This window comes from Solibacillus sp. CAU 1738 (genome assembly GCF_039888725.1).
Taxonomy (GTDB): domain Bacteria; phylum Bacillota; class Bacilli; order Bacillales_A; family Planococcaceae; genus Metasolibacillus.
Genome location: NZ_JBDQQN010000002.1, coordinates 582979 through 609102 on the forward strand (window position 1 = coordinate 582979; position 26124 = coordinate 609102).

The 26124-nt window shown below is 36.2% G+C and carries 37 protein-coding genes; 5 read left to right on the forward strand and 32 right to left on the reverse strand.

The window, feature by feature from the left end:
• Positions 1 to 154: 154 nt before the first annotated feature.
• The 19 genes from AAFN87_RS08065 to AAFN87_RS08155 form a co-directional block, all read right to left on the reverse strand.
• Positions 155 to 373, reverse strand: a complete 219-nt coding sequence (locus tag AAFN87_RS08065; RefSeq protein WP_347790529.1) for a hypothetical protein — start codon at positions 371 to 373, stop codon at positions 155 to 157.
• Positions 374 to 492: 119 nt separating this feature from the next.
• Positions 493 to 1137, reverse strand: coding sequence for a hypothetical protein (locus tag AAFN87_RS08070; protein ID WP_347790530.1), 645 nt, complete (start codon positions 1135 to 1137; stop codon positions 493 to 495).
• A 167-nt stretch (positions 1138 to 1304) separates the two neighbouring features.
• Positions 1305 to 1814 (reverse strand): hypothetical protein, encoded by a 510-nt coding sequence (locus AAFN87_RS08075; protein WP_347790531.1) that lies wholly within the window; start codon positions 1812 to 1814, stop codon positions 1305 to 1307.
• Positions 1815 to 2184: 370 nt separating this feature from the next.
• Complete coding sequence (locus tag AAFN87_RS08080; RefSeq protein WP_347790532.1) at positions 2185 to 3123, reverse strand: HNH endonuclease; 939 nt, start codon at positions 3121 to 3123, stop codon at positions 2185 to 2187.
• A gap of 203 nt (positions 3124 to 3326) precedes the next feature.
• Complete coding sequence (locus AAFN87_RS08085) at positions 3327 to 3749, reverse strand: LuxR C-terminal-related transcriptional regulator (RefSeq protein ID WP_347790533.1); 423 nt, start codon at positions 3747 to 3749, stop codon at positions 3327 to 3329.
• 809 nt (positions 3750 to 4558) lie between these two features.
• Positions 4559 to 4801, reverse strand: coding sequence for a hypothetical protein (locus tag AAFN87_RS08090; protein WP_347790534.1), 243 nt, complete (start codon positions 4799 to 4801; stop codon positions 4559 to 4561).
• Between the two features lie 35 nt (positions 4802 to 4836).
• A complete protein-coding gene (locus AAFN87_RS08095) occupies positions 4837 to 5139 on the reverse strand; it encodes a hypothetical protein (protein ID WP_347790535.1) in 303 nt (100 codons plus the stop codon).
• Positions 5140 to 5188: 49 nt separating this feature from the next.
• Positions 5189 to 5404: a hypothetical protein gene (locus AAFN87_RS08100; protein WP_347790536.1), complete on the reverse strand. Its 216-nt coding sequence runs from the start codon at positions 5402 to 5404 to the stop codon at positions 5189 to 5191.
• A gap of 33 nt (positions 5405 to 5437) precedes the next feature.
• The gene (locus AAFN87_RS08105; RefSeq protein WP_347790537.1) at positions 5438 to 6358 is read right to left on the reverse strand and encodes an ATP-binding protein; all 921 of its coding nucleotides are present in this window, start codon (positions 6356 to 6358) and stop codon (positions 5438 to 5440) included.
• On the reverse strand, positions 6297 to 7067 hold the full coding sequence (locus AAFN87_RS08110; protein ID WP_347790538.1) for a DnaD domain-containing protein: 771 nt from the start codon (positions 7065 to 7067) through the stop codon (positions 6297 to 6299). Before AAFN87_RS08110 ends, AAFN87_RS08105 begins: the two co-directional genes overlap by 62 nt.
• A gap of 5 nt (positions 7068 to 7072) precedes the next feature.
• Complete coding sequence (locus tag AAFN87_RS08115) at positions 7073 to 7315, reverse strand: hypothetical protein (protein ID WP_347790539.1); 243 nt, start codon at positions 7313 to 7315, stop codon at positions 7073 to 7075.
• 43 nt (positions 7316 to 7358) lie between these two features.
• Positions 7359 to 7535, reverse strand: coding sequence for a hypothetical protein (locus tag AAFN87_RS08120; RefSeq protein WP_347790540.1), 177 nt, complete (start codon positions 7533 to 7535; stop codon positions 7359 to 7361).
• Between the two features lie 42 nt (positions 7536 to 7577).
• The gene (gene recT / locus AAFN87_RS08125; protein ID WP_347790541.1) at positions 7578 to 8375 is read right to left on the reverse strand and encodes a recombination protein RecT; all 798 of its coding nucleotides are present in this window, start codon (positions 8373 to 8375) and stop codon (positions 7578 to 7580) included.
• Positions 8376 to 8377: 2 nt separating this feature from the next.
• The gene (locus AAFN87_RS08130) at positions 8378 to 9307 is read right to left on the reverse strand and encodes a YqaJ viral recombinase family nuclease (RefSeq protein ID WP_347790542.1); all 930 of its coding nucleotides are present in this window, start codon (positions 9305 to 9307) and stop codon (positions 8378 to 8380) included.
• An 81-nt stretch (positions 9308 to 9388) separates the two neighbouring features.
• Positions 9389 to 9574 carry a hypothetical protein gene (locus AAFN87_RS08135; RefSeq protein ID WP_347790543.1) on the reverse strand — a complete coding sequence of 62 codons (186 nt, stop codon included), beginning with the start codon at positions 9572 to 9574 and terminating at the stop codon, positions 9389 to 9391.
• Positions 9575 to 9827: 253 nt separating this feature from the next.
• A complete protein-coding gene (locus AAFN87_RS08140) occupies positions 9828 to 10091 on the reverse strand; it encodes a hypothetical protein (protein WP_347790544.1) in 264 nt (87 codons plus the stop codon).
• 46 nt (positions 10092 to 10137) lie between these two features.
• Complete coding sequence (locus AAFN87_RS08145; RefSeq protein WP_347790545.1) at positions 10138 to 10428, reverse strand: helix-turn-helix domain-containing protein; 291 nt, start codon at positions 10426 to 10428, stop codon at positions 10138 to 10140.
• Between the two features lie 154 nt (positions 10429 to 10582).
• Entirely contained in the window at positions 10583 to 10939 is a 357-nt protein-coding gene (locus AAFN87_RS08150) for a hypothetical protein (protein ID WP_347790546.1), read from the reverse strand.
• A gap of 40 nt (positions 10940 to 10979) precedes the next feature.
• Entirely contained in the window at positions 10980 to 11738 is a 759-nt protein-coding gene (locus AAFN87_RS08155; protein WP_347790547.1) for a Rha family transcriptional regulator, read from the reverse strand.
• Between the two features lie 77 nt (positions 11739 to 11815).
• Between AAFN87_RS08155 and AAFN87_RS08160 the strand changes: the two genes are divergently transcribed.
• Positions 11816 to 12031, forward strand: a complete 216-nt coding sequence (locus tag AAFN87_RS08160) for a KTSC domain-containing protein (protein WP_347790548.1) — start codon at positions 11816 to 11818, stop codon at positions 12029 to 12031.
• Here the strand turns inward: AAFN87_RS08160 and AAFN87_RS08165 are convergent.
• Positions 12028 to 12186 (reverse strand): BC1881 family protein, encoded by a 159-nt coding sequence (locus AAFN87_RS08165; protein ID WP_347790549.1) that lies wholly within the window; start codon positions 12184 to 12186, stop codon positions 12028 to 12030. The genes AAFN87_RS08160 and AAFN87_RS08165 overlap by 4 nt on opposite strands.
• Before the next feature lie 58 nt (positions 12187 to 12244).
• Positions 12245 to 12469 (reverse strand): helix-turn-helix transcriptional regulator, encoded by a 225-nt coding sequence (locus AAFN87_RS08170; RefSeq protein WP_347790550.1) that lies wholly within the window; start codon positions 12467 to 12469, stop codon positions 12245 to 12247.
• Positions 12470 to 12635: 166 nt separating this feature from the next.
• Here AAFN87_RS08170 and AAFN87_RS08175 point away from each other — a divergent pair, with 166 nt between their 5' ends.
• Both AAFN87_RS08175 and AAFN87_RS08180 read left to right on the forward strand, forming a co-directional pair.
• Complete coding sequence (locus AAFN87_RS08175; RefSeq protein WP_347790551.1) at positions 12636 to 13058, forward strand: helix-turn-helix domain-containing protein; 423 nt, start codon at positions 12636 to 12638, stop codon at positions 13056 to 13058.
• A gap of 18 nt (positions 13059 to 13076) precedes the next feature.
• Positions 13077 to 13958: a hypothetical protein gene (locus AAFN87_RS08180; RefSeq protein WP_347790552.1), complete on the forward strand. Its 882-nt coding sequence runs from the start codon at positions 13077 to 13079 to the stop codon at positions 13956 to 13958.
• Here AAFN87_RS08180 and AAFN87_RS08185 read toward each other — a convergent pair.
• On the reverse strand, positions 13941 to 14117 hold the full coding sequence (locus AAFN87_RS08185; protein ID WP_347790553.1) for a hypothetical protein: 177 nt from the start codon (positions 14115 to 14117) through the stop codon (positions 13941 to 13943). The two genes, AAFN87_RS08180 and AAFN87_RS08185, sit on opposite strands and share 18 nt — an antisense overlap.
• Positions 14118 to 14198: 81 nt before the next feature.
• Between AAFN87_RS08185 and AAFN87_RS08190 the strand changes: the two genes are divergently transcribed.
• Together AAFN87_RS08190 and AAFN87_RS08195 are read left to right on the forward strand one after the other, a co-directional pair.
• Positions 14199 to 14639 carry an ImmA/IrrE family metallo-endopeptidase gene (locus AAFN87_RS08190; RefSeq protein ID WP_347790554.1) on the forward strand — a complete coding sequence of 147 codons (441 nt, stop codon included), beginning with the start codon at positions 14199 to 14201 and terminating at the stop codon, positions 14637 to 14639.
• Positions 14640 to 14691: 52 nt separating this feature from the next.
• Positions 14692 to 15894 carry a site-specific integrase gene (locus AAFN87_RS08195; protein ID WP_347790555.1) on the forward strand — a complete coding sequence of 401 codons (1203 nt, stop codon included), beginning with the start codon at positions 14692 to 14694 and terminating at the stop codon, positions 15892 to 15894.
• A gap of 115 nt (positions 15895 to 16009) precedes the next feature.
• Here AAFN87_RS08195 and AAFN87_RS08200 read toward each other — a convergent pair whose 3' ends face one another.
• The 10 genes from AAFN87_RS08200 to AAFN87_RS08245 form a co-directional block, all read right to left on the reverse strand.
• Positions 16010 to 16444, reverse strand: a complete 435-nt coding sequence (locus tag AAFN87_RS08200; protein ID WP_347790556.1) for a YlbF/YmcA family competence regulator — start codon at positions 16442 to 16444, stop codon at positions 16010 to 16012.
• 14 nt (positions 16445 to 16458) lie between these two features.
• A complete protein-coding gene (gene miaB, locus AAFN87_RS08205; RefSeq protein WP_347790557.1) occupies positions 16459 to 17991 on the reverse strand; it encodes a tRNA (N6-isopentenyl adenosine(37)-C2)-methylthiotransferase MiaB in 1533 nt (510 codons plus the stop codon).
• Positions 17992 to 18077: 86 nt separating this feature from the next.
• Complete coding sequence (locus AAFN87_RS08210) at positions 18078 to 18422, reverse strand: hypothetical protein (protein ID WP_347790558.1); 345 nt, start codon at positions 18420 to 18422, stop codon at positions 18078 to 18080.
• Between the two features lie 100 nt (positions 18423 to 18522).
• The gene (locus AAFN87_RS08215) at positions 18523 to 19482 is read right to left on the reverse strand and encodes a nuclease-related domain-containing protein (RefSeq protein ID WP_347790559.1); all 960 of its coding nucleotides are present in this window, start codon (positions 19480 to 19482) and stop codon (positions 18523 to 18525) included.
• Positions 19483 to 19948: 466 nt separating this feature from the next.
• Positions 19949 to 20815, reverse strand: coding sequence for a 2-oxoacid:ferredoxin oxidoreductase subunit beta (locus AAFN87_RS08220; protein WP_347790560.1), 867 nt, complete (start codon positions 20813 to 20815; stop codon positions 19949 to 19951).
• A gap of 2 nt (positions 20816 to 20817) precedes the next feature.
• Positions 20818 to 22551, reverse strand: a complete 1734-nt coding sequence (locus AAFN87_RS08225) for a 2-oxoacid:acceptor oxidoreductase subunit alpha (RefSeq protein ID WP_347790561.1) — start codon at positions 22549 to 22551, stop codon at positions 20818 to 20820.
• Between the two features lie 365 nt (positions 22552 to 22916).
• On the reverse strand, positions 22917 to 23183 hold the full coding sequence (locus tag AAFN87_RS08230; RefSeq protein WP_097072367.1) for a stage V sporulation protein S: 267 nt from the start codon (positions 23181 to 23183) through the stop codon (positions 22917 to 22919).
• Between the two features lie 125 nt (positions 23184 to 23308).
• Positions 23309 to 24106: a TIGR00282 family metallophosphoesterase gene (locus tag AAFN87_RS08235; RefSeq protein WP_347790562.1), complete on the reverse strand. Its 798-nt coding sequence runs from the start codon at positions 24104 to 24106 to the stop codon at positions 23309 to 23311.
• Between the two features lie 185 nt (positions 24107 to 24291).
• Entirely contained in the window at positions 24292 to 25296 is a 1005-nt protein-coding gene (gene galE, locus AAFN87_RS08240; RefSeq protein ID WP_347790563.1) for a UDP-glucose 4-epimerase GalE, read from the reverse strand.
• Between the two features lie 153 nt (positions 25297 to 25449).
• A complete protein-coding gene (locus AAFN87_RS08245) occupies positions 25450 to 26124 on the reverse strand; it encodes a CpsD/CapB family tyrosine-protein kinase (RefSeq protein ID WP_347790837.1) in 675 nt (224 codons plus the stop codon).

Consider the following 26124-nt stretch of genomic DNA (forward strand, 5'->3'; position numbering starts at 1 on the left):
TATTAGAGCAAAAGTCATACAAATACACTAATGTTTTACTATTTTACTATATTTAAAACCACCTCCACCATCATTTGTTTATTTTGTAATCACCCCGTTATGCTAGTTGCTTATAAAATTGAAATGCCACTTATTCACATAAGCGGCGTTGGATTTAACCTAAAATATTCTTCAGGTTTTCAGTATGTGCTTCAAGGAATTGACTTTGTTCAGTTTTGTTTCTTATTACAAACTCATGTCTTCCTAAACCTGAAGAATCTTTTTTATCTTGGAAGTGACCTACAATTACAGTTCCGTTACCCTCTTCTAGAACTGTATGTTCCATTAGATAATTTCCAGAATTCAAGTTTTCGATAATTGTTTTTATATCCATTTTTCTCACCTCCCACTCCATCATAAAACAAACTGGAAGGTAATTCTTTAACATGATTTTGCTATCACCCCATTATGCTAATTGCTTTACGAAATAAATAAGCACCTTTAGTAGGTGCTTTACTTTGAATTTAATATCCAATTTGATGGAATTACTTCCTTATCACTAATTAACTCTTCTTGACCTTCAATTATTAAATATATTTTTTGATATAAATCTCTATGAGAATATACATACTTAAATTTTTCTTTACTTGTTGTCGAGTATTTCAACTCAATATTATCAAATTCCACTTTTAGAATTCCCTCAATATCATTAATATAGAATGGCAAAGGGATAAATATCTCTACATTTCTTCTCATATGATCTAAATAAAAATCATAACAATTTTCTTCGTAAACATTTGAGTCCATCGTTAATTTTATTTGACAATCCATAATATATTCTGGATCCCCTATGAACTTAAACATAAAAAAATTCATAAAACCTTCAGTATGTATAGTAGCAATGTCGATATTTTTTTCATAATACTCAGAAAAGAGAATCTTAGATTCTGGGTGTCTATTTATTTCTTGTAATTTATAACTTCCTCTGATCTCTTCACATATAATATAAGGTCTAGCCTTCTTTACCCCCTCTTTTTCAATGGTTTTTAATTGATGACTCATTTGCATCGTTGCTATCCAATACGCACCCATAACACCTATTAAACCACCAAATAAACTCAATATACCACTTGTTAATGTTGCATCTTCTGGTGTCATATAATCCCTTCCACCCCCATCTTAAATAAAAAAAGAAGGTAATTCCTAATCACCTTTTTGCTAGTAAAATCTGAAGGATATTATTATAAAATTTGATAATATTCTTCCTCTAATTCCTTTATTAAATTTCCACATTCTGCGTAATAAGTTAAACATGTGTCCAATAGTTATTGTGTATTTGTGATTGTAGGTTCAAAATTCTTAACTTTTACACCTTCCAAATGAATATACAAATCAGAAGTTTGCTTAATAATCTTTTTATATAAATTATACATATCTTTTCCCATTACTAATAATTCATTGTTACTCATCCTATCGTTTAATTCTGAGTTAATATTAAATAAAAAAGTTTTCAAAGAAGTTTTATCCTCATTATCTTTTTTCATGAGTTCGATTTGAAAATCTAAAATATATTGATGTTCTTTATTTAATAGTTTGATTAATTGCGGAATTTGACTTAAACTTTCTTTTCTTCTAGCTTCAATTATGGTTTTGTTAACTCCAATTAACGTAATAGAACCACCAATAACCGCTCCAAAAAAGGCTATTATTCCAGCAACTAACGTATAATCCTTCACATCAAAGAAGTATGTATAAACTCCAAAAAATATCAGCAGCATATTCAATATCAAAAGTGAAATAAATATTATGTACATAGAATTTTTTATATTATTCAATTTTATCACCTCCCACTCCATAATAGAGCAAAAGGCATACAAATACACTAATATTTTACTATCCTCAAAACCACACCAAACTCCGCCCCTAGCCTTATGCTACTCATTGGCTGTTTGATGCAGTTTTCAAAATAGAAAAACCACCTACCGAAGTAGATGGTTTGAATTGTGTTAGGCTCTAGTAACTGAAGCCCCTCATATATTTTTGTAGGACGAAGTCTTACAACCTCGGGGATAAAGAGCAGCTCCGTGCCTATCTCATATGGTACATGGGATTTTTTAAAACAAAAAACATTTTACATTTGTTCCTTTTGTTACATCCGTTACATTTGTTCCGAGCTTCTATAAAAGTAACAAGGATACAGATACTTTATTTACCAAAAATTTCATTGTAATGATACTTAATAAAGTTAGGATTTAAATCTGTTCTAGAATATGCTAAATCTTTTCCATGAAACAAATTATCAGTATTAATATGTATGATTTTCCCTGTTGTAGGTTCAATCGCTATTATTCCGTAATCAAATTCAACGTGATGATTGGGACATAAAATTATAATATTACTCTTAATATCAGGACCTTGATGAATTCCACCTAATTTCTTCAAATGATGCCCTTCTGAATATTTTTTTTCTGAAGGTAATATTATTTGCTCTCCGCAAATTTGACATTTCCCATCATATTCTTTTTTTAGTTCTCTTACAATCTTAGTATCTCTTACGATTCTATTAATAACAGATGATACACGTGTTGTCTGCCCATCTTCATCTCTAGTAGTACTTTCCTCTTCATCTCCAACTCTAATTGAAGTTTTAGATTCTACATCCATTGAATCTAAATCTATATTTAAAAATTCCTTTAATTTATTAAATAGTTCATCACTTACAAGTGCTAAGTATTTTTGAGCAGTTTTAAATATATTATTTTCTTCTGTGTAAAAAGATCTTTGTTTTGTTATTTCTATAAGAAATTCTCGATATTCACTTAAAAAATCCTCAACCCGTTTTTTTTCTTCAAATTCATGGTACCCAATTAAAGGTATACGATAGTAAGTTTCATAACCACCCCATTTACCAGGAATAGGTGGAGCTACATGAACAATAGTATAAGCACTACTTACAAATGAAATTCCCCAAAATCTATGATTTTTGCCTTCTTTTGAACCTTTAACAGAATGAATTACCAAGTCACCTTCTTTTGGCAATTTCATTATATTCCAACTACTTGCACATGGACTCCATAATACTTCACCTAACTCCCAACCTTCACCACCATGAACTGGGTTTGTTAATTCAACAAAAATATTCATCATCTTCCCCCTCTATACTTCATTTACTAAATTAGTATCACAAATAATTATAAACTATTCTGACAAATAATAATTTAACATTAGCATTCTCCTAGCTTTATTGGTATCAAAGCTGGTATCACTAAACAAAAAAGCTTGGAATAACCCCCATAAATAAGGCTATCCAAACTTTTTCTAGTTGTTTTTTAATTATACCCGCTCTATTACAACACTAGCATTTGTTTTAACACGTTGTTTCTGACCCTGAATATTGTTGTACTTGATAGCTTCATGTGCTTACCAATTGACCTCATACTATCACCATTCAGCAAACGATGCAGAATCTCCATTTCTCTATCGCCTACTACTAACTGAATGCGCTTTTGTACCTCTGACACTTTCCGACGGTACTGTTGAATACGGAAGCCACCATATTGAGTACGACGATGAACCTCGTAAAATACAGGATCACTTGTCCCACCACTTGCTTTTGGTAATGTTGAATCAATTCCATAACTAGCAACCTTTGCCCCTTTAATAACAGCTACATCCATTTCAGCCTCTTTGATTGTTTCAATCATCCAGTGATAATCTTCAATCCACTGCAATAAGTTGCCCTCTGATACAAATATTTGCCCTTTACTCATAAGCTGCCCCCTATGCTATAATAATAGTGTCATCCTTACATAAGAGGAACCTATCATCACCGCAGCGCCTTGTACTCGCTGCGGCTTTTTATACTAAAAATTCCCTTCATAAATATTATCTATTTATTTAAAATTTACGATATAATGTACTAACATATATCTTAAGGGGCTAGTATGCCTGGGACCAGGATTAGCAACTTTATTTATTCTGCTAGTAACATTACAGTTACTCTTGAAAGCAAAAAAGAATCAGGTGGTGGTTAATATGGATAATAATTTCTTGTTTGAAACTTTATCAGATATTGTTGGTCATTTAGCCGCTATTTGCGGCTCGGCTTTAGTAACAGTTGCTCTGGCGCCTTAAGATATATCCTTTCGTTCCTTTCAAAGTTTTCAGTATTTAAATTCCCTATAAATGTAGTTCAAATAATTTCCAAAAGAAATGAATTGTGATATAATTACATTGTCGAAACACTTTAGTGTCTAATGGAAGTGGCTTACCATTACTGATGATGACAGGCATTTTGATACCTACATTTTTAGTTTTTTGTATATTAACCGAACTTAAAGGAGTGGATATTATTTCTAAAATCCTTTATCACTTAAATCTGTTAAGTTCTATCATCACTATTTTTACCTTTCTTAAAGCCACTTCCTCTTCTTCTAGGTTTAACCTACTGATGAGCTTGTGAAATTCAAGCGAAAAGAAGGAATGTTTTTCGTTTTTTCCCTATCAATCGTTAATTCTGCTCTTGGCTGCATATCATAAAACTTCCTAATAACCACCTCTTACTACTCAACAAAATATTTCAATTGCTCTCCACCGAGTAAGACCACTCAACCAAATACGGTAAATTACCCTGCAAATGAATCTTAAGGTTATGCTGCTCTTGCTCACATCGGTAAAGATGCACTACCTTGTCCATAACACGCTTTGAGCCTTCGAAGGTATAAGTGTTACCCTCGAATGTAATTTCCTTGCTAGGAGCCGAGTAGTGCTCATATATTGCTTCTAAATCACGATATACATGTTCAACTGTTGCTGTTGGCATTAGTATTCCTCCTTGTTAGCACTCCCTGATTTGTTTTAAACTTTTTCAACGAAAGTATTCCATTCTTTTAGTAATGCTTCAATATTCGACTTAACAATTAACTCTCCTAATCTGCATTTCAGCTTCGTTTTATCGGATATTAGTTTAATTTCCTGCAGTGTATTCATAATTATGAAGCTGTTCGTATTGAAATAAATTTTGAAAGGTTTAGTGTTAACGAAAATCTTTTGGCCATCATTAGGTGTTTTGATGGCTATCTCTACTGATTCCTTTTCGAATTTAAGGATTCTAACATTTTCGAACGTCGTACATTCATCTGCATAAGGTGTAAAAACCATTAATATCACTCCTGTTTTAATTTTGACTTTATAGCTGCAACCGTCGTTTTTAAGAAACCAACTTCGCCTCACCGCTATCTAAAACAGCAATCATATAATCAACAGCCTCATCAGCATCTTTAAGGCCTTTTTGCACTCGTAACTGCTCCAAGCGTCTGTAAGCCATTTGCTCATCGTATTTGTTGCCGAATCGATCGTATGTCCCGTAGTACAAAACTATTTGATCAATCAGGAATTTTTCAGTAATGTTGTTTATCTCCCTCATATTGCCCTCCAATCATGGGGCGTGGTGCCCCTCTTAATATCCTTCTAAAGGTCGTTTATCTTTAACGCGATCATCGAATAACACTGCTTTTCGATTTTTTGATAACCGAGAAAGCATCTTGCCATCATACATTTTGTTTAGTTGCTCCCCACCTAAATTGGTTGTAACAACTGTCACCTTCTGCTGACGGCTATTTACAACAGCTCTTAAAATTCGACCAGTGAAATCGGATGCTCTTTTTTCAGTCTGCTCGTTACCTGTTTCAGCCCCTAAATCATCAAGGACTAAAACATCAACTTCGCTCATTAAGCGTGTAAAATAAAGCTCTGTGTACTTACTCTCGGGATTATTGAACGAATCTCTTAATCTACGAAGCATCTCATCAATATCGATGAACAAGCAGCTCATTTGGTTATTCGAACGAACATTGATGTCGTAAAGTAATGAATAGCTAAGATGGCTTTTTCCGACACCTGGAGGACCATAAAGCAGGATGTTGAATTTTTCACCGTTTAAAATACCCGTAGCATGTTGCTTCATCATTAGTAAATTTTGATAGGCAAGTGGTTCATCTTCTGTGCGGTAATTATCAAAACGAGCATATAAAATCGTCTCATCCTGCAAAACGCTTTGATTGTATAAGACAAGTGTTTTGTCATTTTTTTTTAAGTGATCAGCATACGACTGAAATTCTGCTGTCGTTTCGGCAGTATATTGCTCACACTTGCAACGTGGGCAAACTACTTGTCCATCAATTATTATTTTTTGCACTTTGTATTTGTCACATAGCTTTTGCATTTCAACTTGGTATTCCGTCACTGCATCCCAATCATCATCGTTAGGCATTCTCGGTTTAATATGCGCTGGCACATGAGTCGCATTGGTGCAATACTCAGAAGCCCAAGTCAGCTTTGTAGCCATTGTTTGGTTTATTGCTTCCCCTATTGCTTGCATTTCTCTGACCACCCTTCTTTTTATTAAACGCGTCATCATCCCGTAAAACTTCTGCTAAAGTGGCGATTCGTTTCTTCTGCCAGTCTATTAAAATATTTTCGGTATATCGTAGAGCTGTTATATTGGCTAATGCAGTTCGCTTCATTGCTTCAATAATTAGCTCGTAAGGATATTCGTTTTCCCAATGCAAGATGGTTTCGATTTCAAAAGTCGATAAATTGAATCGAATATTTTCTTGAAAGAAGCGAATCGCATTTTTATCATTTGCAGTAGTAGGATTATTATCAGTATTTGGTTTATTCAATACTTGGTTAATATCAGTACTTAGTAGTGGCGGGTTTTCTACTTCTTGAAAACCTACTTCTTGGTTTTCTATTTCTTGCTTTTCTATTTCTAGAAAATCGGGTTCTAGAGAATTCATTGGAACTTCATGTACAATCGTTTCCCATTCTTTAATTCGTTGCCCTTCACGTATTGGCTTACGTTCCACATAACCAGAATCTTTTAATTCTTTAAAACCACTTTGAAATGAAGCTTTTCCATCAGTAGCGTGCGTTTGTAGCTCTTCCATGTAAAACACCCAATCATCCGGCATCGAAAGGAGATATGCCATAATTCCTTTGGCCTTCCAAGATAGCCGTTTATCATTTAGTGCCGTACGATTCATGACTACGTAGTTGCTGTTCTTAGCTACTCTTACAATGCCCATTTGCCCTAGTCCTCCTTGCTAAATATCATCAATATTCCATCTGCCGAACTAGCCAAATCTTTACCTGTATAACCCTTTGCAACCTCAAGAATGGCAAAAACTTCTTGTTCACCTTCATTTGTCACAATTGGTACTGCGCCATCTTTAAACTTTGTCGAAATCTCATACCATTGCTCTGATGTTGCAAAAAGGGGTTTCACATCACCATTAACTGTGATTATAAATTTACCTTTTAGCTGTTCAGCCATGCCCTTGCCCTCCTAAAGATGAACGGGGATTGCTCCCCATTCGTTATACTGTTTCTACTTCTGCAAACTCCTCATTTTCGCACCAGCTGCCATATGAATCCGTACCGACATAATTTCCGCAATCTTTGCACGTGTAACTTGTTTCTACAATGTACCCTTCTTCGGAATACTGCGTCTTTTTCATCTCTCTGCTTTCGCATTTTTGGCATTCGATAACCATGTATAACCTTCCTAAATCGGAAGGGGAGCGCCCCCCTACCTGTTATTCTGTTACTTCATCAAATGTTGGTGCATCAATGAAAAATTCTGTATCTGGTGTGATATCCTTCATTTCACGTTTCGGAGCTGTCCCCTCGTCATAAGCTACCTGCTGTTGCATTTCGACGCTAATCGGCAAGTACTTCCACATGTGACGTACAACCGTCTTTTTCGCCATTTCCTCGTAGTCTGTTGCCCAAGGTGAATATGAAGAATTAGCAGCCTTAGAACGTCCCTTCCGCTTTTCGATTTCACTCTTTGGCATAAATTCAAATTGATAACCGCCATCTTTAAAACGCGCTACTGCATAAGCACCAATGAATTGTCCTCGATCTGATTCCATCGATGGCTTGTGTACTAATTTTTGCTCAAGCCCAAGTTCAAACTCGAAGTGATCCTTTTCGTAAACTGCATGAGAATAGATGGATTCAATATGGCCAGAACGACGAGCTAGGTCAATCATGCCTTTATAGCCGATGATGAACTGGACTTCGGTAATACCTTTTTTATTGTTTTTGAATGGTAGCAAGTAACAGTGACCCATTAGCCCAGGCTCTAAACCTAATTGCGCAGCTTGCATTACAGCACCTAGAAGAGAAGAGACATCCGCTTCTCGTAATGCTGGAGTAGTACGAATTGTTGTCATTGCTAAACGCATTACTCTGTCGATATCCATATGTTTTGGTAATGCCTGCGCCATTGCCGGAGCCATTTGTTTAAGATAATCCTCGATTGTTTTTGGTTTTTTTTGTTCAGCTGGTGCCTGTTGCATTTGTTGTTTTAATTCGTCTGTAGTTGCCATAATTAGTTAGCCTCCTTAATCGATAACCGACGTGATAATGATTCATTGCAATATTTTTCATAAAGGTCTGGTTGCTCAGCCTTTAAACGTTTACTATCAATACGGTTAGACGTGATTGTTTTATAAGTAACTTTAAAACGATTTGAATGCCCTTCAGCAGCATCTTCCAATATTATTTTCAGTTGATTTTCATAACCTTTACGTTGAGACTCTAGTTGCTTTTCTTCGGCTTTTATCGACTCAATCGCTTCAATCACTGTGTTCATTTGCTCGTCCAACATAATGGCCGAACCGTCATCTTGTGGGTACATCTTCGCTAAGAAGTCACTAGCCGATGAACTGCCATCGATTGCAGGAGGTACGTTCGCAAGTACGTGATTTTCCCAGAAGTCTTTCTCGCGATCAATCATGAGCTCAATAAACTCGTCATCACGTTCAACTTCTTTCCAAACAAAATTATTTCCGCCAATTAATACTGCAATATACGCTTTTTCGTAACCTGTAACCGCGAGATAATGTTGCAACTGGCAAATGTACGCTGCCGGTACATCGTCACCTTCCCAAGCTTGATTGTTATAAGTGGATGTAGTTTTACATTCGAGAATTGCTTTTTCACCTACAATTCGACGGTCAAGGTTAGCTGTCATAAACGGATAATCTGGATGACGTAGCATACGATTTACACGCTGAACTTTTTTACCTGTACGTTTTGCAAATTCTTGTGCCACAACATCTTCAAGCACATTGCCCCAATAAATAAATTCGTTGTCGAGTTCTTCAACAAAATCCGAAGTTTTTTCTATATATAACTGGAAAGCTGATTTCCAACGGTTAAAACCTAAGATTGCTGATGCGTCAGAACCACCAATACCGCTTTTACGTAAATGTAGCCATTCAATACGACTCATTTCTTTTGTACTTACTGCTTCCATATCAATGCCCCCTATGTTAAAATTTCCGTAAATACATTTATTAAATTTCCGATGAAGGACGCTTTCGCAGAGCGTCCTTTTTTATGCGATTTTCTTAGCGTAGTCATTTTCAAGCAACCAACGGACCAAGCAATCCGTACTACAAAATGTTAAACCTTCGAACTCAACAACTTGATCATCTTCACCACAGTGCTCACAGGCGACTACATCTGGAATACGACCGTCTGCATAACCTGTGCGCATCGTATTTTCAATAACTGGATGCATATTACTCACCTACTTTCTGATGGACCATCCCATCAAGCAGCCTACAAAGTTTTAGGGTGTACCAAGCCCTTTGAGGAGGTTTATAGACTGCTTGACGAGAGCGAAATTGCTTTCGCTACGTCGTAAATGTGTTATAATGGAACTTGTATATATGGTCATGCTGTTTAATCGTTGGAGCGATTAAGCAGTTTTTTTATTTGTGTGAAAGTGAATCATCACTAACCTTTGTTTAAGTGTCATGTGCTTCCACGCTCTAGGCTTGATACGCAAGTTTCTTCACCGCCTCTACTGAAATACCTCGATTTTTTAAATCACTGATTAACCCATAAAATTTGATTTGATCTTGCAAGTGAACTGAACGCATGTGTAACTGGTTTGCAAGATATATAATTCGTTTACCGCATTCAGCAGCTTGTACATAATCGTTGCGCTTGTTGTGAACCGCTACTTCTGTCAATGCATCATCCAAGCGTGTTTTTAAGTTGGCTATTTCAGCTTGTAATTGTTTTACATCCATATAAAGAACCCTCCATTAATGCTTGCATTCTTGACTTCCACTTTCCTCACATGATGAACAACAACCGACCGACACCGATAGAAAATGCAGGCGCTAATGTTGCTAATTGTGCTGCTTGTGCGCATATCTCTGCGCCAAACATCACTAATGCTGCGTGCACTTCACAGTTCGTAATTTGTATCCATCTCGCTAATGTTTCATGGTCCAGTATTTTTCTCCCAGACTCATACTTTGACACGTGAGATTGAGTAATATTAAGTTCTTCTGCCATATCTTCTTGGGTTAAGTTTGCTGATTTACGGAAATTCCGTAATACACTTGGGTTTAATAAATTCATAGATCATTCCCCCCTTCTGAATCAGAATTAGTCGAAAATGGAATATAGTCCGATATGGATTACTCATGAGTAACAAAATTAGATATTATTAGTTCATAAGCAAGTTAACTTGCTTGTTGAGCAAATGCCCTTGCTCATTTAAAGCTGATTGCCCTCAGCTGCTAGTCCGCATTAAACGGAGGCTTTCCTGGTGAGTAACGTATATGCCTAGTCGTTCATTCCAGTACATTTCGTTCTCCTCTTTCCATTGCAATACCTTATCTCTTGGATAACGAGCTGTTACTGCACGACACTTAGGAAAGCCATTCATACGAATTATTTTTTCTACGGTAGGTAACTCAACATTAAATATTTTCGCTACATCTTCTTTTTTCAGATTGGTAGATAGAGAATTTTCAAATTTCACTAGTTCTCTACCATCCTCTACACCTTGCTTGTAAGCTTGATTAAACATTTCTGCTAATTCTGCGTTTATCAACGCTTCACGCAGTTCGTCGATAGTTAGATTCATACATTATCCTCCGTTCTAAGGCGCATGCCCTGTGCCTTCTTTATATTGCTTTTTTGTGGACAAACTTGTTGATAAAATAGGCTTGTCCTTTGCCAGTTATTTTGCTTGTACGATTAATTGAAATCTCTCCACTGTTGTGATGGATAGGTGTTTCTTTTATCTCAAACAATCCAAGCTCCATACTCTTCTGCGTCGGACTGTTATAATCACTACCTTTACGCTTTATTAAATAGCCATTTTCTCGAAGCCATTCGAATAAACGTTTCTGACCCATATCAACACTGTTTTGTTTTAGGATTTTTGCAAACTCACCTATTAAGATTGATGTACTACTAGCTTGAATTGCTTCTGCGAATAACACTTTTGGTTTTTGTTCTTCAACCAGAGCAGTTAGCATCAACCGTTGTTTCTCTTCTTCAATCCATTTTTCTGCCCGAGCAACTGGATCTGATAATTCGTAAGAAGGTCGGCTCATATCGAGTAACTGCTGCTCCATTTGGTTAAATGCTTGAATGTACTGCAATTTGAATTGAATTGCCTTTTTTCCTGTGAAGCCCATTGCTAATAAAGTGAAGCCGTCACGGTTCATGTAATACATGCGATACTGCTGTTTGTTTTGCGGATGTTCGTATGTGCCTTCGTGAAACATAGGACTATTTGAGTATGCGGGATTTTCCGCCACCCCTTCTATTAGTCCGTTAATGCTTTCTAATACGTCCTTGTGCTGTTTTCCAAACAATTCTGCAACTTGTAATGAAGTTGTAACTGCTTGGCGACGTTGAATAATTACTAAATTCATGTTAAAACCTCCTGAATTTTATTAAAGGCTTACTTCCTTTTATGTCGAACATTGACAATATAAGGAGGTGAATAAAAATGACGATGGTTCCTGTAAGTTCGAGTAATTTAGCATCAGTCGGATATGATATTAATACTCAAACGCTACGTGTAAGTTTTATTGGTGGAGGATTGTATGATTACCACCAAGTGCCAACGCATCACCATCAAGGATTAATGAGTGCAATCTCCAAGGGTGAATACTTAGATACTTACATCAAAAAAGGCGGATATCGATTCACTAAGCTTCGTTAGTCTATATTGATCAAAACACGTGCGGGACCAGTAAACTCATAAATGCGCTGGTCTTGCACAATCTGAAATGTTTCATAAGGATCAATTACTATTTCTGTCACTCCCTCACGTGCAGCTAATGCTTCGTGAAGTTTTACTGTTGTTTTGTTTTCCATGTTTATTCCTCCGCGTTAATATAAAATCGATTGAATTGTTGTAAACGGAACAACAAATTCAAAGACACATTTTGTGTCCTAAATGGCCAAAAAAAACTACATCTACTGTCGTATCATAATAATCAGCTATTTTTTTTGCTAATTGTAAAGATGGGGTTCTATCTCCTCTTTCTATAGCCCCAAGCATTTGTGGTGTGATTTTTAAATCAAAAGCTACCTCTGATCTAGATTTATCACCACGAAGATTAATCAACATGTTCCTCTCTTTAATCGTGGTTTTCATAGTATCGCTCCTTCCTTTTAAAGAAACACTTCGTTTCCTTAATTACATAATAATAGAAACACTTCGTTTCTGTCAACCGTTTCTAGAAACTTTTTGTTTCTCTTTTAAACCATCAATAGAAACAAATAGTTTCTACCTATATAATTGGATACAAGAGGTGAAAACAATGTTTGGGAAAATTTTAGCTAAATTACGTAAAGAAAGAAAAATGAGTCAATATGATTTAGCGGAAAAAATGGGTTTCTCGAGAGGTCAGCTAGCTAACTACGAACAAGGCACACGACAACCAGACTTTGACACACTGCAAAAGTTAGCTGATTATTTCGATGTATCCGTTGATTATTTGTTAGGAAGAGAGATAATAAATACCGCCAAAAATAATGAAATTTCTAAGGAAGAACGAGACATTGCAAAACGTTTAAAACAATTTGAAGAAGAAATTGAAAATAGTGGAGACTTAGCTTTTAACGGTGAACCAATGTCACAAGAAGCTAAAGAATCTCTTTTAGAATCAATGGCATTATTATTTAGACAAACTCAACGTATCAATAGGAAATATACACCTAAGAAGTATCGAGAGGATGAATAATCTTTAGGGGGATATAAAGTGAAAGGTAGTAGAAACGAGGGCCTGAAAAATGGTTTTAATATGTTCTTTTCTCCATATTTAGAAGGTTACAGAAACCGTGTGAATGAATTATATGCAGATGAGTATAGAGAAAATAGAGAGTCGTTCTTTTTTATGAACCCTGTAAAATTACATGTACTACTAAATGATATGAATACTCATTTGGTATTATCAGAAAATGACGTGGATCAAATAGGTTTTATCGATTGTAAAGATATGCAGCATGAAGAATTTTCTGTATTACGTAAAGGTCCAGAAAAATTAAAGATTGAGTTTATTAAGTCTGAATTTAGTATTACAGAATATATAACAGACTTTCATTATTATGATTTAGGTGAATATGCAGGTCTAATGTTTAATGAAGTGAATCACGGTGGGTTAATTGAACGGAGCAAAGTATGGGGAATTGAAAATGCTGATTCACACGAGATGAACTATCGTTTTAATAAAGCTTTACAATCAGCTTTTGAACCTTCGACATTATTATCAGATCTTAATACTGATTTAATCATTGAGAAAGTTAACACCCCCTCATTCGCATATGAATTCGGGGAATCCGTTAAGGCTTATAATGCAGGTATTTATTTAGCTGCTTCTACTACTGGTGGGATTGCATTAGAAAATATTTTACGTATTTTAATTAAAAACAAAACCAGTGAACATCTACCGAAAGACACATATATTAAAGATTCATTAGCTGTTTTAAAACGAAATCATGTACTATCAAATCGACTAGCTGCGTCAGTAAGTAATTTAAGAGACATTAGGAATAGTAATTCGCATACTAATGAAGATCCAGTTCGTAAAACTACTGTAGATCATCTATATGCAACAATTGAAGATTTAGCGATGCTCCTGTAACAATTCAAATTGAGCGTGTAATTTACGTGTAATAGCTTCGGCTTCATTACCGCAATCTTCGCTACACCAAATAGCACGTTGTAAATCTTCAATGATTGCAAATATCTCTTCTTTACTTAATGTAATGTTAATAAAATCTGTACCATTTACAATTATCACATTCACTCCTTAAATTGTTTATATATTTATTTTAATAGAATGTTTGTGATAAAGCACCCAAAACAGAAACGAAGTGATTGCATGTGGATTAGAGAGAGAGTAAAGCAACTTACATCTAAATACAATACGAGTTGTCCATATCAATTAGCTAAAAGTTTAAAAATACACGTTTTACAACATGATTTACATCCAGAGATTCGAGGTTACTACAAATATGAACGCCGAAATAGGTTTATCGTAATAAATAGTAATCTTGATGAAAATTATCAGCGATTTGTTTGCGCACACGAACTCGGACATGCTGTGATGCATAAAAAAGTGAATACACCGTTTATGCGCCAAAATACATTTTTATCTGTTGATCGAATTGAACGAGAAGCAAACAAATTCGCTGCTGAACTATTAATCTCCGACGCATGTTTAAAAGATTGTATTTTCGAACAAATGACAACCTATGACATAGCTTCATTACATAATGTACCACTAGAGCTGGTAGAACTGAAATGTAAGGGGCTATTTTAATACATAAAAAAGAACATATATTCTTATTTATTGAAAGGAGACTTTATTGATTATGGGATATTTCGTTAAATTAGAAAAAAATAAATACAAACTTATTGCTGATTTAGGGTACAGAGGAAATAAGCGTATTCGCAAAACACGTAGGGTTGAAGCTAAAAATGATCGTGAAGCCCAGCGACTTCTAGTATTATTTGAAGAAGAAGTTTTACAGGATAAAGATGTTCATTTTACAAACATAGATAACACTACGTTAGCTAATTTTTATCCAAAGTGGCGCGATAATCATGCTAAACAGTTTTACTCACCAAAAACATTTCAAAATTACTGTTCGTATATTGAAAATCGAATTTTACCTATGTTTGGCGAATTTAAAATTAAAGATATTAAAAAGGTTGATGTTGTATTTTTTGTTGCGGATCTGTCGAAAAACGGTAGACGTACAGATAACAAACGTTCTGATGGTCCAGATGGTAAACTAAGTGCTTCATCCATCAGGAATATTCATAAAGCCTTCTCAAACATGATGAATACCGCTTTTGAATGGAATATGATTACTGAAAATCCTTGTATTGGTGTTAGGTTACCAAAAGTTATTACTCCGGAAGGACAAGCTTATTCTGAGTCAGAGGTTACTCAGTTGCTCGAAAGGTTGCAGCAAAGAGCAAAACCAATAAAAAGACTAATTGTTCAATTCGCTATTGTTAGTGGTGCACGTTTAGGTGAAATAGCAGCTCTAGAGTTAAAACATTTGGATGCAGAAAATAATTCTGTGCTTATTGAACAAACGATATCGACCATAGTTAGTGATAACAAAGAAGAACGGCAATTTTTAAAAGAAACCAAAGGTAAAAAGAAACGTAGAGTTACTATTCCTCATTATGTTATGGAAGATTTATTATTACTAGCTAAAGTAAAAAAGTCTCAACTTGATGAAATTGGGGATGAACGAGAATGGAAAGGACATGTATTTTTATTCTCTAGTGATTTAGGTAAGCCTTATAACGTTTCCTCTCTTAGTGCATGGTGGCGAAAATTCATAAGAAAAAACCCTGATTTATCACAGATACGATTCCATGAATTACGTCACACATCAGCATCACTTTTAATACATGCTGGCGAGCACCCGAGAGTTATTCAAGGACGACTTGGCCACGCAGATATAAAAATGACAATGAACACATACGGTCATTTATTACCTGAATCAGATCAACGCGCTAGTTCGTATTTCGATAAATTTTTTGAAAAAGAAGAGTGACTTGGGCACCTTTTGGGCACCTTATTCAAATAATCATGTAGGCGTATAAATATAAAACCCCTACAAACCTAAGTGGCTGTAGGGGTTAAGGGATAGCTATTTCGTCATAAGTATACTAAGAACAACTTCCTGGGACACTATTTCTAATTTTCGAGCCTGTTTCACCCATCAACACATCTCCGCCAGTGGATTCAATAATTTCGCTCGTTACTGAATTCGCAATCGCATTTGATACAAGCTGCAGCAAATCATTTACATCCATTTGTGATTGTTTGAATTGTTGAACAACTGGTACTGCATCGATTTCATCTTCAATATTGGCAATTTTACCTTCGATCATTTTAAGCGCTTTTTCTTTACCTAAATGTTGGAAGTTAACTGCTTGCTTTTGTAAAGTTTTTAATGAAGCAATTTTTTCACGTATATTTTGGTTATCATTAATTTGCTCTTCAGCCTTTTTGAAAAACTCAACTTCTTCTGTATTTGCAATCATATGCGCGATCTCTTTTGCTTTTTCAATAATTTCGTCTTTAGTATATAATTTCGTCATTAAACTTGCACCCCTTATCGTTTTACTATTTCTAAAAACTCTCCTCTTAATGAGTAGCTTTTCGCTTCTAATACTTTCACTTTCACTATTTCCCCTACTAATTCAACGGGACCTTCAAAGTTTACTAATTTATTTTTACGAGTATAGCCAGCTAGCACATCATCACGTTTTTTACTGCTACCTTCTACAAGAACTTCCACTACTTCACCTTCGAGCTTTTTCAACGCAGCCTTTGAATACTCTCCTACAACTGCATTTAATCGGTGTAAACGTTCTTTTTTTACATCTTCCGGTACATTATCAACCATTTTTGCAGCTGGTGTTCCTTCGCGCGGTGAGTAAATATATGTGAATGCCATTTCAAAGCCTACTTTACGATATAAATCAAGCGTTTCCTGGAACTGCTCTTCTGTTTCGTTCGGATAACCAACGATAATATCTGTCGTTAAAGCTACATCTGGTATAGCAGCTTTAATTCGCGCCACTAAATCAAGGAAATGCTCGCGTGTATATTTTCGTGCCATAATTTTTAGAACTTCATTTGAACCTGATTGTACAGGTAAGTGTATATGTTCTAATAAGTTACCGCCTTTTGCGAGTACTTTGATTAAATGATCATCAAAATCGCGAGGGTGGCTCGTTGTGAAACGTATGCGTGGAATATCGATTTTACTCAACTCGTCCATTAAATCACCAAGGCGATATTCTATATCAGTGAAATCTTTTCCGTATGCGTTTACATTTTGACCTAACAGCATAATTTCTTGATAACCTTGAGCTGCTAATTCACGTACCTCTGCGATAATTTCTTCTGGGCGACGAGAGCGCTCCTTACCACGTGTATATGGTACGATACAGTACGTGCAAAACTTGTCACAGCCATACATAATATTAACCCAAGCTTTAATGGAACCAAGTCGCTGCTTCGGAAGGTTTTCAATTACATCCCCTTCTTTTGACCATACTTCGATTACCATTTCTTTTGACATATATGCTTCTTTTAAAATATTTGGTAGACGGTGAATATTATGAGTACCAAAAATCATATCTACATGTGGATATTTTTTCAAAATCTTATTAACTACCGACTCTTCTTGGGACATGCAGCCACAAACGCCAATTATCATTTCAGGATTTTTTCGTTTATATTTCACGAGGAAGCCTAGTTCACCAAATACTTTGTTTTCCGCATTTTCACGAATGGCACATGTATTTAGGAGCACAACATCAGCTTTTTCAATTTCTTCAGTCGGTTCATAGCCAAGCTGCATGAAAATTCCAGCCATTACTTCCGTATCGTGCTCATTCATTTGACAACCATACGTTCGAATATAAAACTTGCGACCTTCACCCATTTTTAAAAACTGTTCATCAACTGCGAAATCTTTATGGTACTTCACTTCTTCTTTCCCACGTTTTTTCGCATCTTTTAATGAAGGAGCAGTAAATACTTTTTCGAAATATTTACTGTAATCTTTTTCAGTTTTATTATTAGAAGGTTTTGGTTGATTAACTTGCGCGCTCGCCAGTCGTTGTTCCTCATTCATTAAATCTATGAACTCCTTTCAAATGGTTTCGTACATTCGAATACCCATTTTACTATTATAGCTAATGCACGTATGGTAGGACAAGTTCAGCCTATGAAATGTTCATAGCTTTCGGGGTCATTGTGCTTCAAAATTGTAAGAAATGTGACACTTAATTTGACTACCTGAGTCCAGTTCATGCAATATTGTGCTTCAAATTGAAATTTAGGCAAGTTGATTACGTCTTTAAATAGTTGCTGTGCATTGATTTGTTGCTGTTCTAAGTAAGTGAGAAATGCGAGGAAAAGTTGATGATCATGGACAGCTAATTCTTTTTGCTGAATCAACAGATCTAACTTTTCACTATGCGAATTCGCCTTTTGAAATAATTTTTCGATTCGTTGCTCATCGTGTTCATGCTTTTTCTGAAGAAAATTAATAATATTCGTCATTTACAATCCCTCAATTTTTCGGTTAATAGGATATCCGCCGTTATTTGTGATTTATCCGCCACTTTTCGATGGATATCCGCCAAAAATCACGATATATCCGTCACTTTTCATGTTTTTTCCGCCAAACAGTTTCGGGTATTAAATATCGCCTACCTTTATTAGAACCTTCATAATAAAAGCCCGCTCTTGTTAAAAGTTTATTTGCTACGTCTGCACTGTCAATCAAGAAAAATTCTCTCAATTCCTTATTCGTTATCCATTCATTTATTAATAGTCGATAATCATGTAAACCTTGAAGTAAAGCTTCTCGAGAAATCTGTCCGCAAGCACAAACAAATCTGCCGCGTGAATAGTACATCACGCTTCCACATTTACATAATGCACCACTCCTGATCGGAATTTTCCCAAAAGGATGCTTCCATTTACGTATTTTATATTTCTTTAATAATTCATCCTTTATTAAAAATACCATATTGTTTGAAACACGCACTGGATAAGACTTTAGCCAATCATGTAGTTTTAGCCTTAGTCCGGATAATTTAAAAACTTGAAAATGCGGTGGCATCATTTCAATAATTGATGAGGAGCTAGTTATAATAACGGCTGTCAAAATCGGTAACTCCACACCGACATCCCATAATACACGTTCCACTAGGGATTCATGCCGCGATACTTGTGCAAAAGGATCGGTTAAAGCAAGTCGTTCTCCGTGTAAAATACGCACAAATTGGTTCGTTCGTTCATCATAAGATATGACACCACCTATATTTTTCAGCTCGACAATTAACAAAAAGCGATTCGTAATGAGAATGGTATCTATTTGATGAGAAAAATTGTACTTATTTTCTGTTTCGTATCCATGCAGCAACACATGTGGCACATCTAATTGTAGATCATGCCAATATCGATCTGCACGTTGTTCGCCTTCAAAACCACGTTCACATTGCCATAACATCACTTCCAACTGCCGTCGCTGCTCGTTATTAAGCTCCCCTCGCCTAAGTAGCGAATCACTGACAGTAATTTTGGATGACAACTTTCTATCCAAAAAAATCAACAAACATCGCCTCCTTTACGCACATTGTAATAGGAAGCGATGCAAAAGACGATACTATGACTGAAAATAAAAATTTGGGGTATTTTGTTTATCAAGGTAATCGCGCTAGCGCACGAGAATTAAAGTTGCGTAGTACATCATATACGACTTGTTTTTGCGCTTCATGCAAGGCGCTATTGATTAATTATTTCCTTTCTAAACCTATTGATATAGAGCCTCTAACAAAATAGGAATCGTATTTTCGGTAGTGTATGAGCCTACAAAATGCACGCGCTTTCTCATTCTCCACCTTCATACCACACGTAAAGCCCAACGAAACGTACCGCCTCCCGTCGAATAATAACCAACAACATAATAGAAATTTTCTAAGAAAAATGCCGACTATTTAGTTTTTCAGTGACCATTAATATACGGAGTTCTATTTTTACAACATAAAACCCGCTGCACATATGACAGCGGGTTTTTGTAATTACATAAACTCTTTTAGAAGTTGATCAAATTGTGTTTCAGTTAAACTAATATCGATATCTGTTAAAGGTAGCTCTGAGTAACCTTTAATTTTATCTTGGTAAGAAGTCGTTTCCTGATCATGATAAATAATGCCCGTCACAAGACCTTCTTTTTCCATTACTGTTTGCATTGCCATCGAACGATTCGTATGGTCATAGCCTTCGATATCTGCTAGTTTTGTTAAATTTTCTTTGAACCAATCATACGTATTTACTTTATTATACGTTACACATGGTGAGAATACGTTAATGAATGAGAAGCCTTTATGGTTTAAGCCAGCTTCGATTAACGCTGTTAACTCTTTAATATCTGTTGAAAAGCCTTGTGCAACGAATGTAGCACCACTTGTTAAAGCTACTTCTAACGGTTTTAATGATGGCTCAATTGCCCCACCTGGAGTTGATTTTGTTACAAAACCAGCTGCTGAGCGAGGAGATGTTTGGCCTTTCGTTAAACCGTAAATTTGGTTATCCATAACAACGTATGTGATGTCAATATTACGGCGGATAGCATGAATCGTATGCCCCATACCAATTGCAAAGCCGTCACCGTCACCACCTGATGCGATTACTTTTAAATCTTTATTCGCCATTTTCAAGCCTTGTGCAAGTGGTAATGCACGACCGTGAATGCCGTGGAAGCCGTAAGAGTTAATATAACCTGAAATACGTCCTGAACAGCCGATACCTGAAATAACCGCTAATTCATGTGGCTCGTAGCCAACGTTTGCAGCTGCACGTTGAATCGCAGCTTGTACAGAGAAGTCACCACAACCAGGACACCAGTTAGGTTTGACAGTATTACGAAAATCCTTAAATGTTGCCATGATTAAATCTCCTCCTTCACTAAATTTGTTAATTCACGCGGTAAAAACGGTGTTCCATCATATTTTAAAATATTAGCTGTCTTCGTATGACCACCAATATTCATTTTCATAATATTTGCAAGCTGTGCTGTCGCATTATTTTCCACAACAATTACTTTTTTCGCACTATCCACTAGCTTCGACATTTCCTCAGCTGGGAATGGGAATAGTAAACGAACGTGCGCGTGGTTTGTTTTAATGCCTTCTGCGTTTAACGTTTCTTGCACTTCTTCCAATGCACCGCGAGTTGAGTTAAAGCCTACAAGTAATACGTCTGCTTCTTCGTGAGGCGCGTTTACGTAAACCGGTGTATCAAATTGCAAGTGCTGTAATTTGCGGAAACGTTTATCCATCTGAATACGACGATTGCCCGTTGCTTCAGATGGTTTTCCAGTTTCATCATGCTCTACACCAGTTACATGGTGAATACCACCTTTTGTACCTGGTAAAACACGTGGAGAAATACCGTCTTCTGTGTTTTCATAGCGTTTGAAATAATCTTTGGATTCTGTTTCTTCCACTGCTTCTACAATATTACCACGGCGGATCTCGATTTTACTGTAATCAAATGGATCTACTGTTTGCTTCCCAAGTGATAATTGTAAATCTGTCATTAAAATAACTGGTAATTGTAATTGTTCAGCAATGTTGAAAGCCTGGATTGTATCAAAGAACGCTTCCTCCATCGTTGAAGGCGCGATTACTACTTTCGGTATTTCACCGTGTGTACCGTAAATCATTGCCATTAAGTCTGACTGCTCCTGCTTTGTTGGCAAACCTGTTGACGGACCGCCGCGCTGTGTATCAATAATTACTAGCGGCTGTTCTGTCATGCCAGATAAACCGATTGACTCCATCATTAATGACAAACCAGGACCCGCTGATGCTGTGAACGCACGAACACCACCGAAGTTTGCACCAATTGCCATAGTTGCCGCGGCAATTTCATCTTCTGTTTGAATAACCGCACCACCAACTAATGGTAGCTTTTTAATCATGTATTCCATAATTTCCGAAGCCGGTGTAATTGGATATGCTGCCATAAAACGAGAGCCAGCTGCAAGTGCTCCCAGAGCCACTGCATCATTTCCAATCATGAACATACGACGTTTACCATCTGCCGGCACTAACGCCCACTCACCAACACGTTCACCAATTAATGCCGCTACTGCTTCACGGCCTTTTTGAATCGCTTCAATGTTTTTTGCAACTACTTCTTCACCTTTACGGCCAAAGATTTCATTGACTACACTTTGGAAAACAGCTTCTTCTAAATTTAATAATGCTGCCGTGGCACCAATTGCTACCATGTTTTTCATTAAAGATGTTCCAAGCTCTGTTGCGATTTCTGTAAACGGAACCGCAAATAATGGTGCTTTAGAGTCTTCTGGCTTTACCGGTTCAAATTTCGCATCAGCTAAAATAATACTTGTAGCTGTTAATTCTTTATAGTTAACGTCGATTGTTTCTTGGTCGAACGCCACTAATATATCTAAATCGTCCGCGATAGAACGTACTTCTGTCGGACGTACTGTAATTTTATTATTCGTATGGCCACCTTTAATGCGAGAAGAGAAATGACGGTAACCGTATAAGTGATACCCTAAACGGTTCATCGCTGTTGCGAAAATTTCACCCGTACTTTCAATCCCTTCACCTTGTTGCCCACCGACTTTCCACGAAAGCTGATGTAACATATAAACATCTCCTTAAATTTCGTTTTATATATAAGAATTTCCTACATAAGTTTATCACGAACATGTTGCGTGTACTATTGCAAATGTCATATTCTATAAAAAAATCAGCCCTTTGACGGAAGCGCCTGTTCAAGCATATGTAACAGTTATTGATTGATTGAATAGCCAACTAAAAAGATATAGCTACATCATATGTTGGGGTTAGGCAAAGAGGTAGCCTACAAATGTAATCACAACCTTCCGCCATTATAATTTGTTCGTATTTTTTATCAAAATAACTTTTAATGAATTTAACTCATTATGGATGCCCCAACAAATTAAAAAAGCCATCCATTTAGTATTAACTAAATAGACGGCTTTGATTATTAACGGTTTCTTTTTTCCACTACCAATTTTAACGCTGTTCGGTCTTCCCCTGCAATCGTAATATCTGCAAATGCTGGTGCGCAAATTAAATCAGTGCCACTTGGTGCAACAAATCCTCTGGCAATCGCGACTGCTTTGACGGCTTGGTTTAATGCACCAGCTCCTACTGCCTGCATCTCTGCATAGCCTTGCTCACGAATGACAGCTACAAGAGCACCTGCAACAGAATTTGGATTAGAGCGAGATGATACTTTTAATGAATCCACAACTATTCCTCCCCATTTTTGCATGATCAAGACAACTTATATTTATTGTCTGTAGGTCATTGTATGCGAGAAAGTTTGGAAACATGACAAACGTGTAAAATGTAATGCGTATCATTGAATTAACTTTAAGCTTGGAATGGATAATCCTCATTAATATATATACGCTCTTGGCGCACAGCTCTACCTGTTTTATCATCAATCTCAACGAAGAATCCGCTCAGAACATCACGGCCGTTTTTCGGTACTTCAAAGCGAGATGGCATATTCGTTTGGAATTTATAGAGGACACTTTCCTTTGTCATCCCTAAAATTTCATCATATGGACCTGTCATTCCAACATCCGTTATATAGGCTGTGCCATTAGGATAAATACGCGAATCAGCTGTTTGCACATGTGTATGTGTGCCAACAACTACAGATGCTTTACCATCTAAATGCCAGCCCAGTGCGATTTTCTCACTCGTTGCTTCCGCATGGAAATCTACAAATACAAGAGGCGATGTTTTTCGCGCTTCTTCCACTAGTTCCTCAGCCATTGCAAATGGATCCTCATGCGGTGGTAAAAATACACGACCGTGTAGATTAATGACTGATAATGTCACGCCGTTTTTCGAAATCTGCACCATACCTTTACCTGGTGCATCCTTAGAAAAATTGGCTGGCCGAATTAAATAATCGGCATCATCGATAAAATCAAAAATATCTTTATTATCCCACGTATGGTTACCCATCGTTATTACATCAACACCCATTTGTAATAAATCATTATAAATATTACGTGTAATACCACGACCTGCAGCGGCATTTTCACCGTTTGCAATGACGACATCCACTGCATATTTTTTCTTTAAGCGCGGTAAATATTTCTCAACCGCGTCGCGACCAATCGATCCAACGATGTCACCTATAAATAAAACTTTCATTTAAACGACCACACTTTCTTTCAATTCACGCTTCATTCTACCATTGTCGAGTTTTATTACGCAAATTAAGCTTTTCATTTTAAAGAAAGATTATCTCAAAAAAATTTTCTAATTATTTTAGCTTTTGCCTAAAAAGAAGACACAAATAAACGGACATTTTATTTTTGTCCGTCATCATTTAGCTATTAAATTGTCACAGTATTTTTCGCAAAATTCCACGCGTCTCTGCACATATCTTCAATTGACCGCTTTGCATTCCAATTCAGCTCTCGTTCGGCTTTTCTTGCATCTGCGTAAATAGTTGCTAAATCGCCAGAGCGAGGATTTACAATTTTGTAAGGGATCTTTACACCATTTACTTTTTCAAAAGTGTCGATAAGTTGTAATACACTCGTCCCGTTACCTGTACCTAGATTATAAATATTGACACCTGGTTTCAAATTTACGAGTGCCGCAACATGTCCATCAGCAAGATCCATAATGTGTATATAATCTCGTACACCTGTACCATCTATAGTTGGATAGCCATTGCCAAAAACATGTAAAGTTTCTAATTCCCCTTTTGCTACTTTTGTTATATAAGGCATTAAATTGTTTGGAATGCCATTAGGAGCTTCTCCTATTAAACCACTTTCATGTGCACCAATTGGATTAAAGTAACGCAATATAGATACACAAAATTCTGGATTTGTATTCGCTACATCTATTAAAATTCTTTCACATATTGCCTTTGTTTCACCATATGGATTACTAGTTGGCAATAATGAATGCGATTCTATGAATGGGCTTTCTCCATTACCATATACCGTAGCAGACGAACTAAACACAAATTTTCCCACATCATATATAAGACAATACTTCACTAAATTTAGCGTACTAATTAAGTTATTTCTATAATATTTTAATGGCTTTTCAACAGACTCACCAACAGCTTTCAGTCCAGCAAAATGAATAACAGCATTGAAAGAATAGTTTATAAAAAGGGTTGCAACCTCTTCTTCATTGCAAATATTAATGTTATAAAATTCAATCCCCTCTTTAACTAACTTTTTTAAATTAGTGAATGTCTCGAGTGTACTATTAGTTAAATTATCCGCAATTACTAACCGTGCATGTGGATAATGTTCACGTAAAGAAATTATAGTGTGAGAACCAATAAAACCGTTCCCTCCAGTAATAAGAATATTCATATTCTCGCCTCTTTAAACGATTAATAGTATTTTTTTATAATACTAACTTAAGTTTAATTTTCGTTACTGTAATGCGTCTTTTCATGGAGCTTTTGAAAAGACATTTCCTCTACAAGCTTCTATAGAATCCTCTAGTCATTTTCTCTCTATGATTTAAACGCTTGTTTTAAAGTACTCATAGTAATATTTGCTTTTTTTAGGCATTTTATAGTTGTTTAATACAACACCTAAGATCTTTGCTTTAGACGATGTTAGGATGGCTTTAGCCTTAAGAACATCTTCTTTTTCAGCAACACCACTATGAACTATTAACAATGTACCATCGCTTTTATGTGCTAACAATTGTGCATCCGACACAGATAATAGGGGTGGAGCATCAAAAATAATAATGTCAAAATGATTCTGCATTTCTCTTAGAAGGACATCGAATGTTTTTGAAGCAAGTAATTCAGCTGGATTTGGTGGAATCGGACCACTTGTTAAAACATATAACCCTACAATCGGCGTCTCTTGAAATGCTTGTTGAAATTCACTCTGTCTAGAAAGCAACGTAGATAAACCAACCGTATTAAAGAGTGCGAACGTATAGTGCAACGTCGGTTTACGCATATCTGCATCTACTATCAATACCCTTTTACCTTCATGAGCAAAAACGACCCCTAAATTTGCCGCATTTGTTGATTTACCTTCTCCCGGTGTCGATGATGTTATTAAAATGGTTTTTAAATCTCGATCAGGCAAAGAAAAAGATATATTCGTACGAATCGTTCGGAACTGTTCAGATATTATAGATTTAGAATCCGAAACCGTCACAAGCCTACGTGCCAT

Coding starts and splice junctions, on each gene's coding strand:
- AAFN87_RS08065 (WP_347790529.1), bottom strand. CDS start 373: ATGGATATAAAAACAATTATCGAAAACTTGAATTCTGGAAATTATCTA.
- AAFN87_RS08070 (WP_347790530.1), bottom strand. CDS start 1,137: ATGACACCAGAAGATGCAACATTAACAAGTGGTATATTGAGTTTATTT.
- AAFN87_RS08080 (WP_347790532.1), bottom strand. CDS start 3,123: ATGAATATTTTTGTTGAATTAACAAACCCAGTTCATGGTGGTGAAGGT.
- AAFN87_RS08085 (WP_347790533.1), bottom strand. CDS start 3,749: ATGAGTAAAGGGCAAATATTTGTATCAGAGGGCAACTTATTGCAGTGG.
- AAFN87_RS08090 (WP_347790534.1), bottom strand. CDS start 4,801: ATGCCAACAGCAACAGTTGAACATGTATATCGTGATTTAGAAGCAATA.
- AAFN87_RS08095 (WP_347790535.1), bottom strand. CDS start 5,139: ATGGTTTTTACACCTTATGCAGATGAATGTACGACGTTCGAAAATGTT.
- AAFN87_RS08100 (WP_347790536.1), bottom strand. CDS start 5,404: ATGAGGGAGATAAACAACATTACTGAAAAATTCCTGATTGATCAAATA.
- AAFN87_RS08105 (WP_347790537.1), bottom strand. CDS start 6,358: ATGCAAGCAATAGGGGAAGCAATAAACCAAACAATGGCTACAAAGCTG.
- AAFN87_RS08110 (WP_347790538.1), bottom strand. CDS start 7,067: ATGGGCATTGTAAGAGTAGCTAAGAACAGCAACTACGTAGTCATGAAT.
- AAFN87_RS08115 (WP_347790539.1), bottom strand. CDS start 7,315: ATGGCTGAACAGCTAAAAGGTAAATTTATAATCACAGTTAATGGTGAT.
- AAFN87_RS08120 (WP_347790540.1), bottom strand. CDS start 7,535: ATGGTTATCGAATGCCAAAAATGCGAAAGCAGAGAGATGAAAAAGACG.
- recT (WP_347790541.1), bottom strand. CDS start 8,375: ATGGCAACTACAGACGAATTAAAACAACAAATGCAACAGGCACCAGCT.
- AAFN87_RS08130 (WP_347790542.1), bottom strand. CDS start 9,307: ATGGAAGCAGTAAGTACAAAAGAAATGAGTCGTATTGAATGGCTACAT.
- AAFN87_RS08135 (WP_347790543.1), bottom strand. CDS start 9,574: ATGCATCCAGTTATTGAAAATACGATGCGCACAGGTTATGCAGACGGT.
- AAFN87_RS08140 (WP_347790544.1), bottom strand. CDS start 10,091: ATGGATGTAAAACAATTACAAGCTGAAATAGCCAACTTAAAAACACGC.
- AAFN87_RS08145 (WP_347790545.1), bottom strand. CDS start 10,428: ATGAATTTATTAAACCCAAGTGTATTACGGAATTTCCGTAAATCAGCA.
- AAFN87_RS08150 (WP_347790546.1), bottom strand. CDS start 10,939: ATGAATCTAACTATCGACGAACTGCGTGAAGCGTTGATAAACGCAGAA.
- AAFN87_RS08155 (WP_347790547.1), bottom strand. CDS start 11,738: ATGAATTTAGTAATTATTCAACGTCGCCAAGCAGTTACAACTTCATTA.
- AAFN87_RS08160 (WP_347790548.1), top strand. CDS start 11,816: ATGACGATGGTTCCTGTAAGTTCGAGTAATTTAGCATCAGTCGGATAT.
- AAFN87_RS08165 (WP_347790549.1), bottom strand. CDS start 12,186: ATGGAAAACAAAACAACAGTAAAACTTCACGAAGCATTAGCTGCACGT.
- AAFN87_RS08170 (WP_347790550.1), bottom strand. CDS start 12,469: ATGAAAACCACGATTAAAGAGAGGAACATGTTGATTAATCTTCGTGGT.
- AAFN87_RS08175 (WP_347790551.1), top strand. CDS start 12,636: ATGTTTGGGAAAATTTTAGCTAAATTACGTAAAGAAAGAAAAATGAGT.
- AAFN87_RS08190 (WP_347790554.1), top strand. CDS start 14,199: ATGTGGATTAGAGAGAGAGTAAAGCAACTTACATCTAAATACAATACG.
- AAFN87_RS08195 (WP_347790555.1), top strand. CDS start 14,692: ATGGGATATTTCGTTAAATTAGAAAAAAATAAATACAAACTTATTGCT.
- AAFN87_RS08200 (WP_347790556.1), bottom strand. CDS start 16,444: ATGACGAAATTATATACTAAAGACGAAATTATTGAAAAAGCAAAAGAG.
- miaB (WP_347790557.1), bottom strand. CDS start 17,991: ATGAATGAGGAACAACGACTGGCGAGCGCGCAAGTTAATCAACCAAAA.
- AAFN87_RS08210 (WP_347790558.1), bottom strand. CDS start 18,422: ATGACGAATATTATTAATTTTCTTCAGAAAAAGCATGAACACGATGAG.
- AAFN87_RS08220 (WP_347790560.1), bottom strand. CDS start 20,815: ATGGCAACATTTAAGGATTTTCGTAATACTGTCAAACCTAACTGGTGT.
- AAFN87_RS08225 (WP_347790561.1), bottom strand. CDS start 22,551: ATGTTACATCAGCTTTCGTGGAAAGTCGGTGGGCAACAAGGTGAAGGG.
- AAFN87_RS08235 (WP_347790562.1), bottom strand. CDS start 24,106: ATGAAAGTTTTATTTATAGGTGACATCGTTGGATCGATTGGTCGCGAC.
- galE (WP_347790563.1), bottom strand. CDS start 25,296: ATGAATATTCTTATTACTGGAGGGAACGGTTTTATTGGTTCTCACACT.
- AAFN87_RS08245 (WP_347790837.1), bottom strand. CDS start 26,124: ATGGCACGTAGGCTTGTGACGGTTTCGGATTCTAAATCTATAATATCT.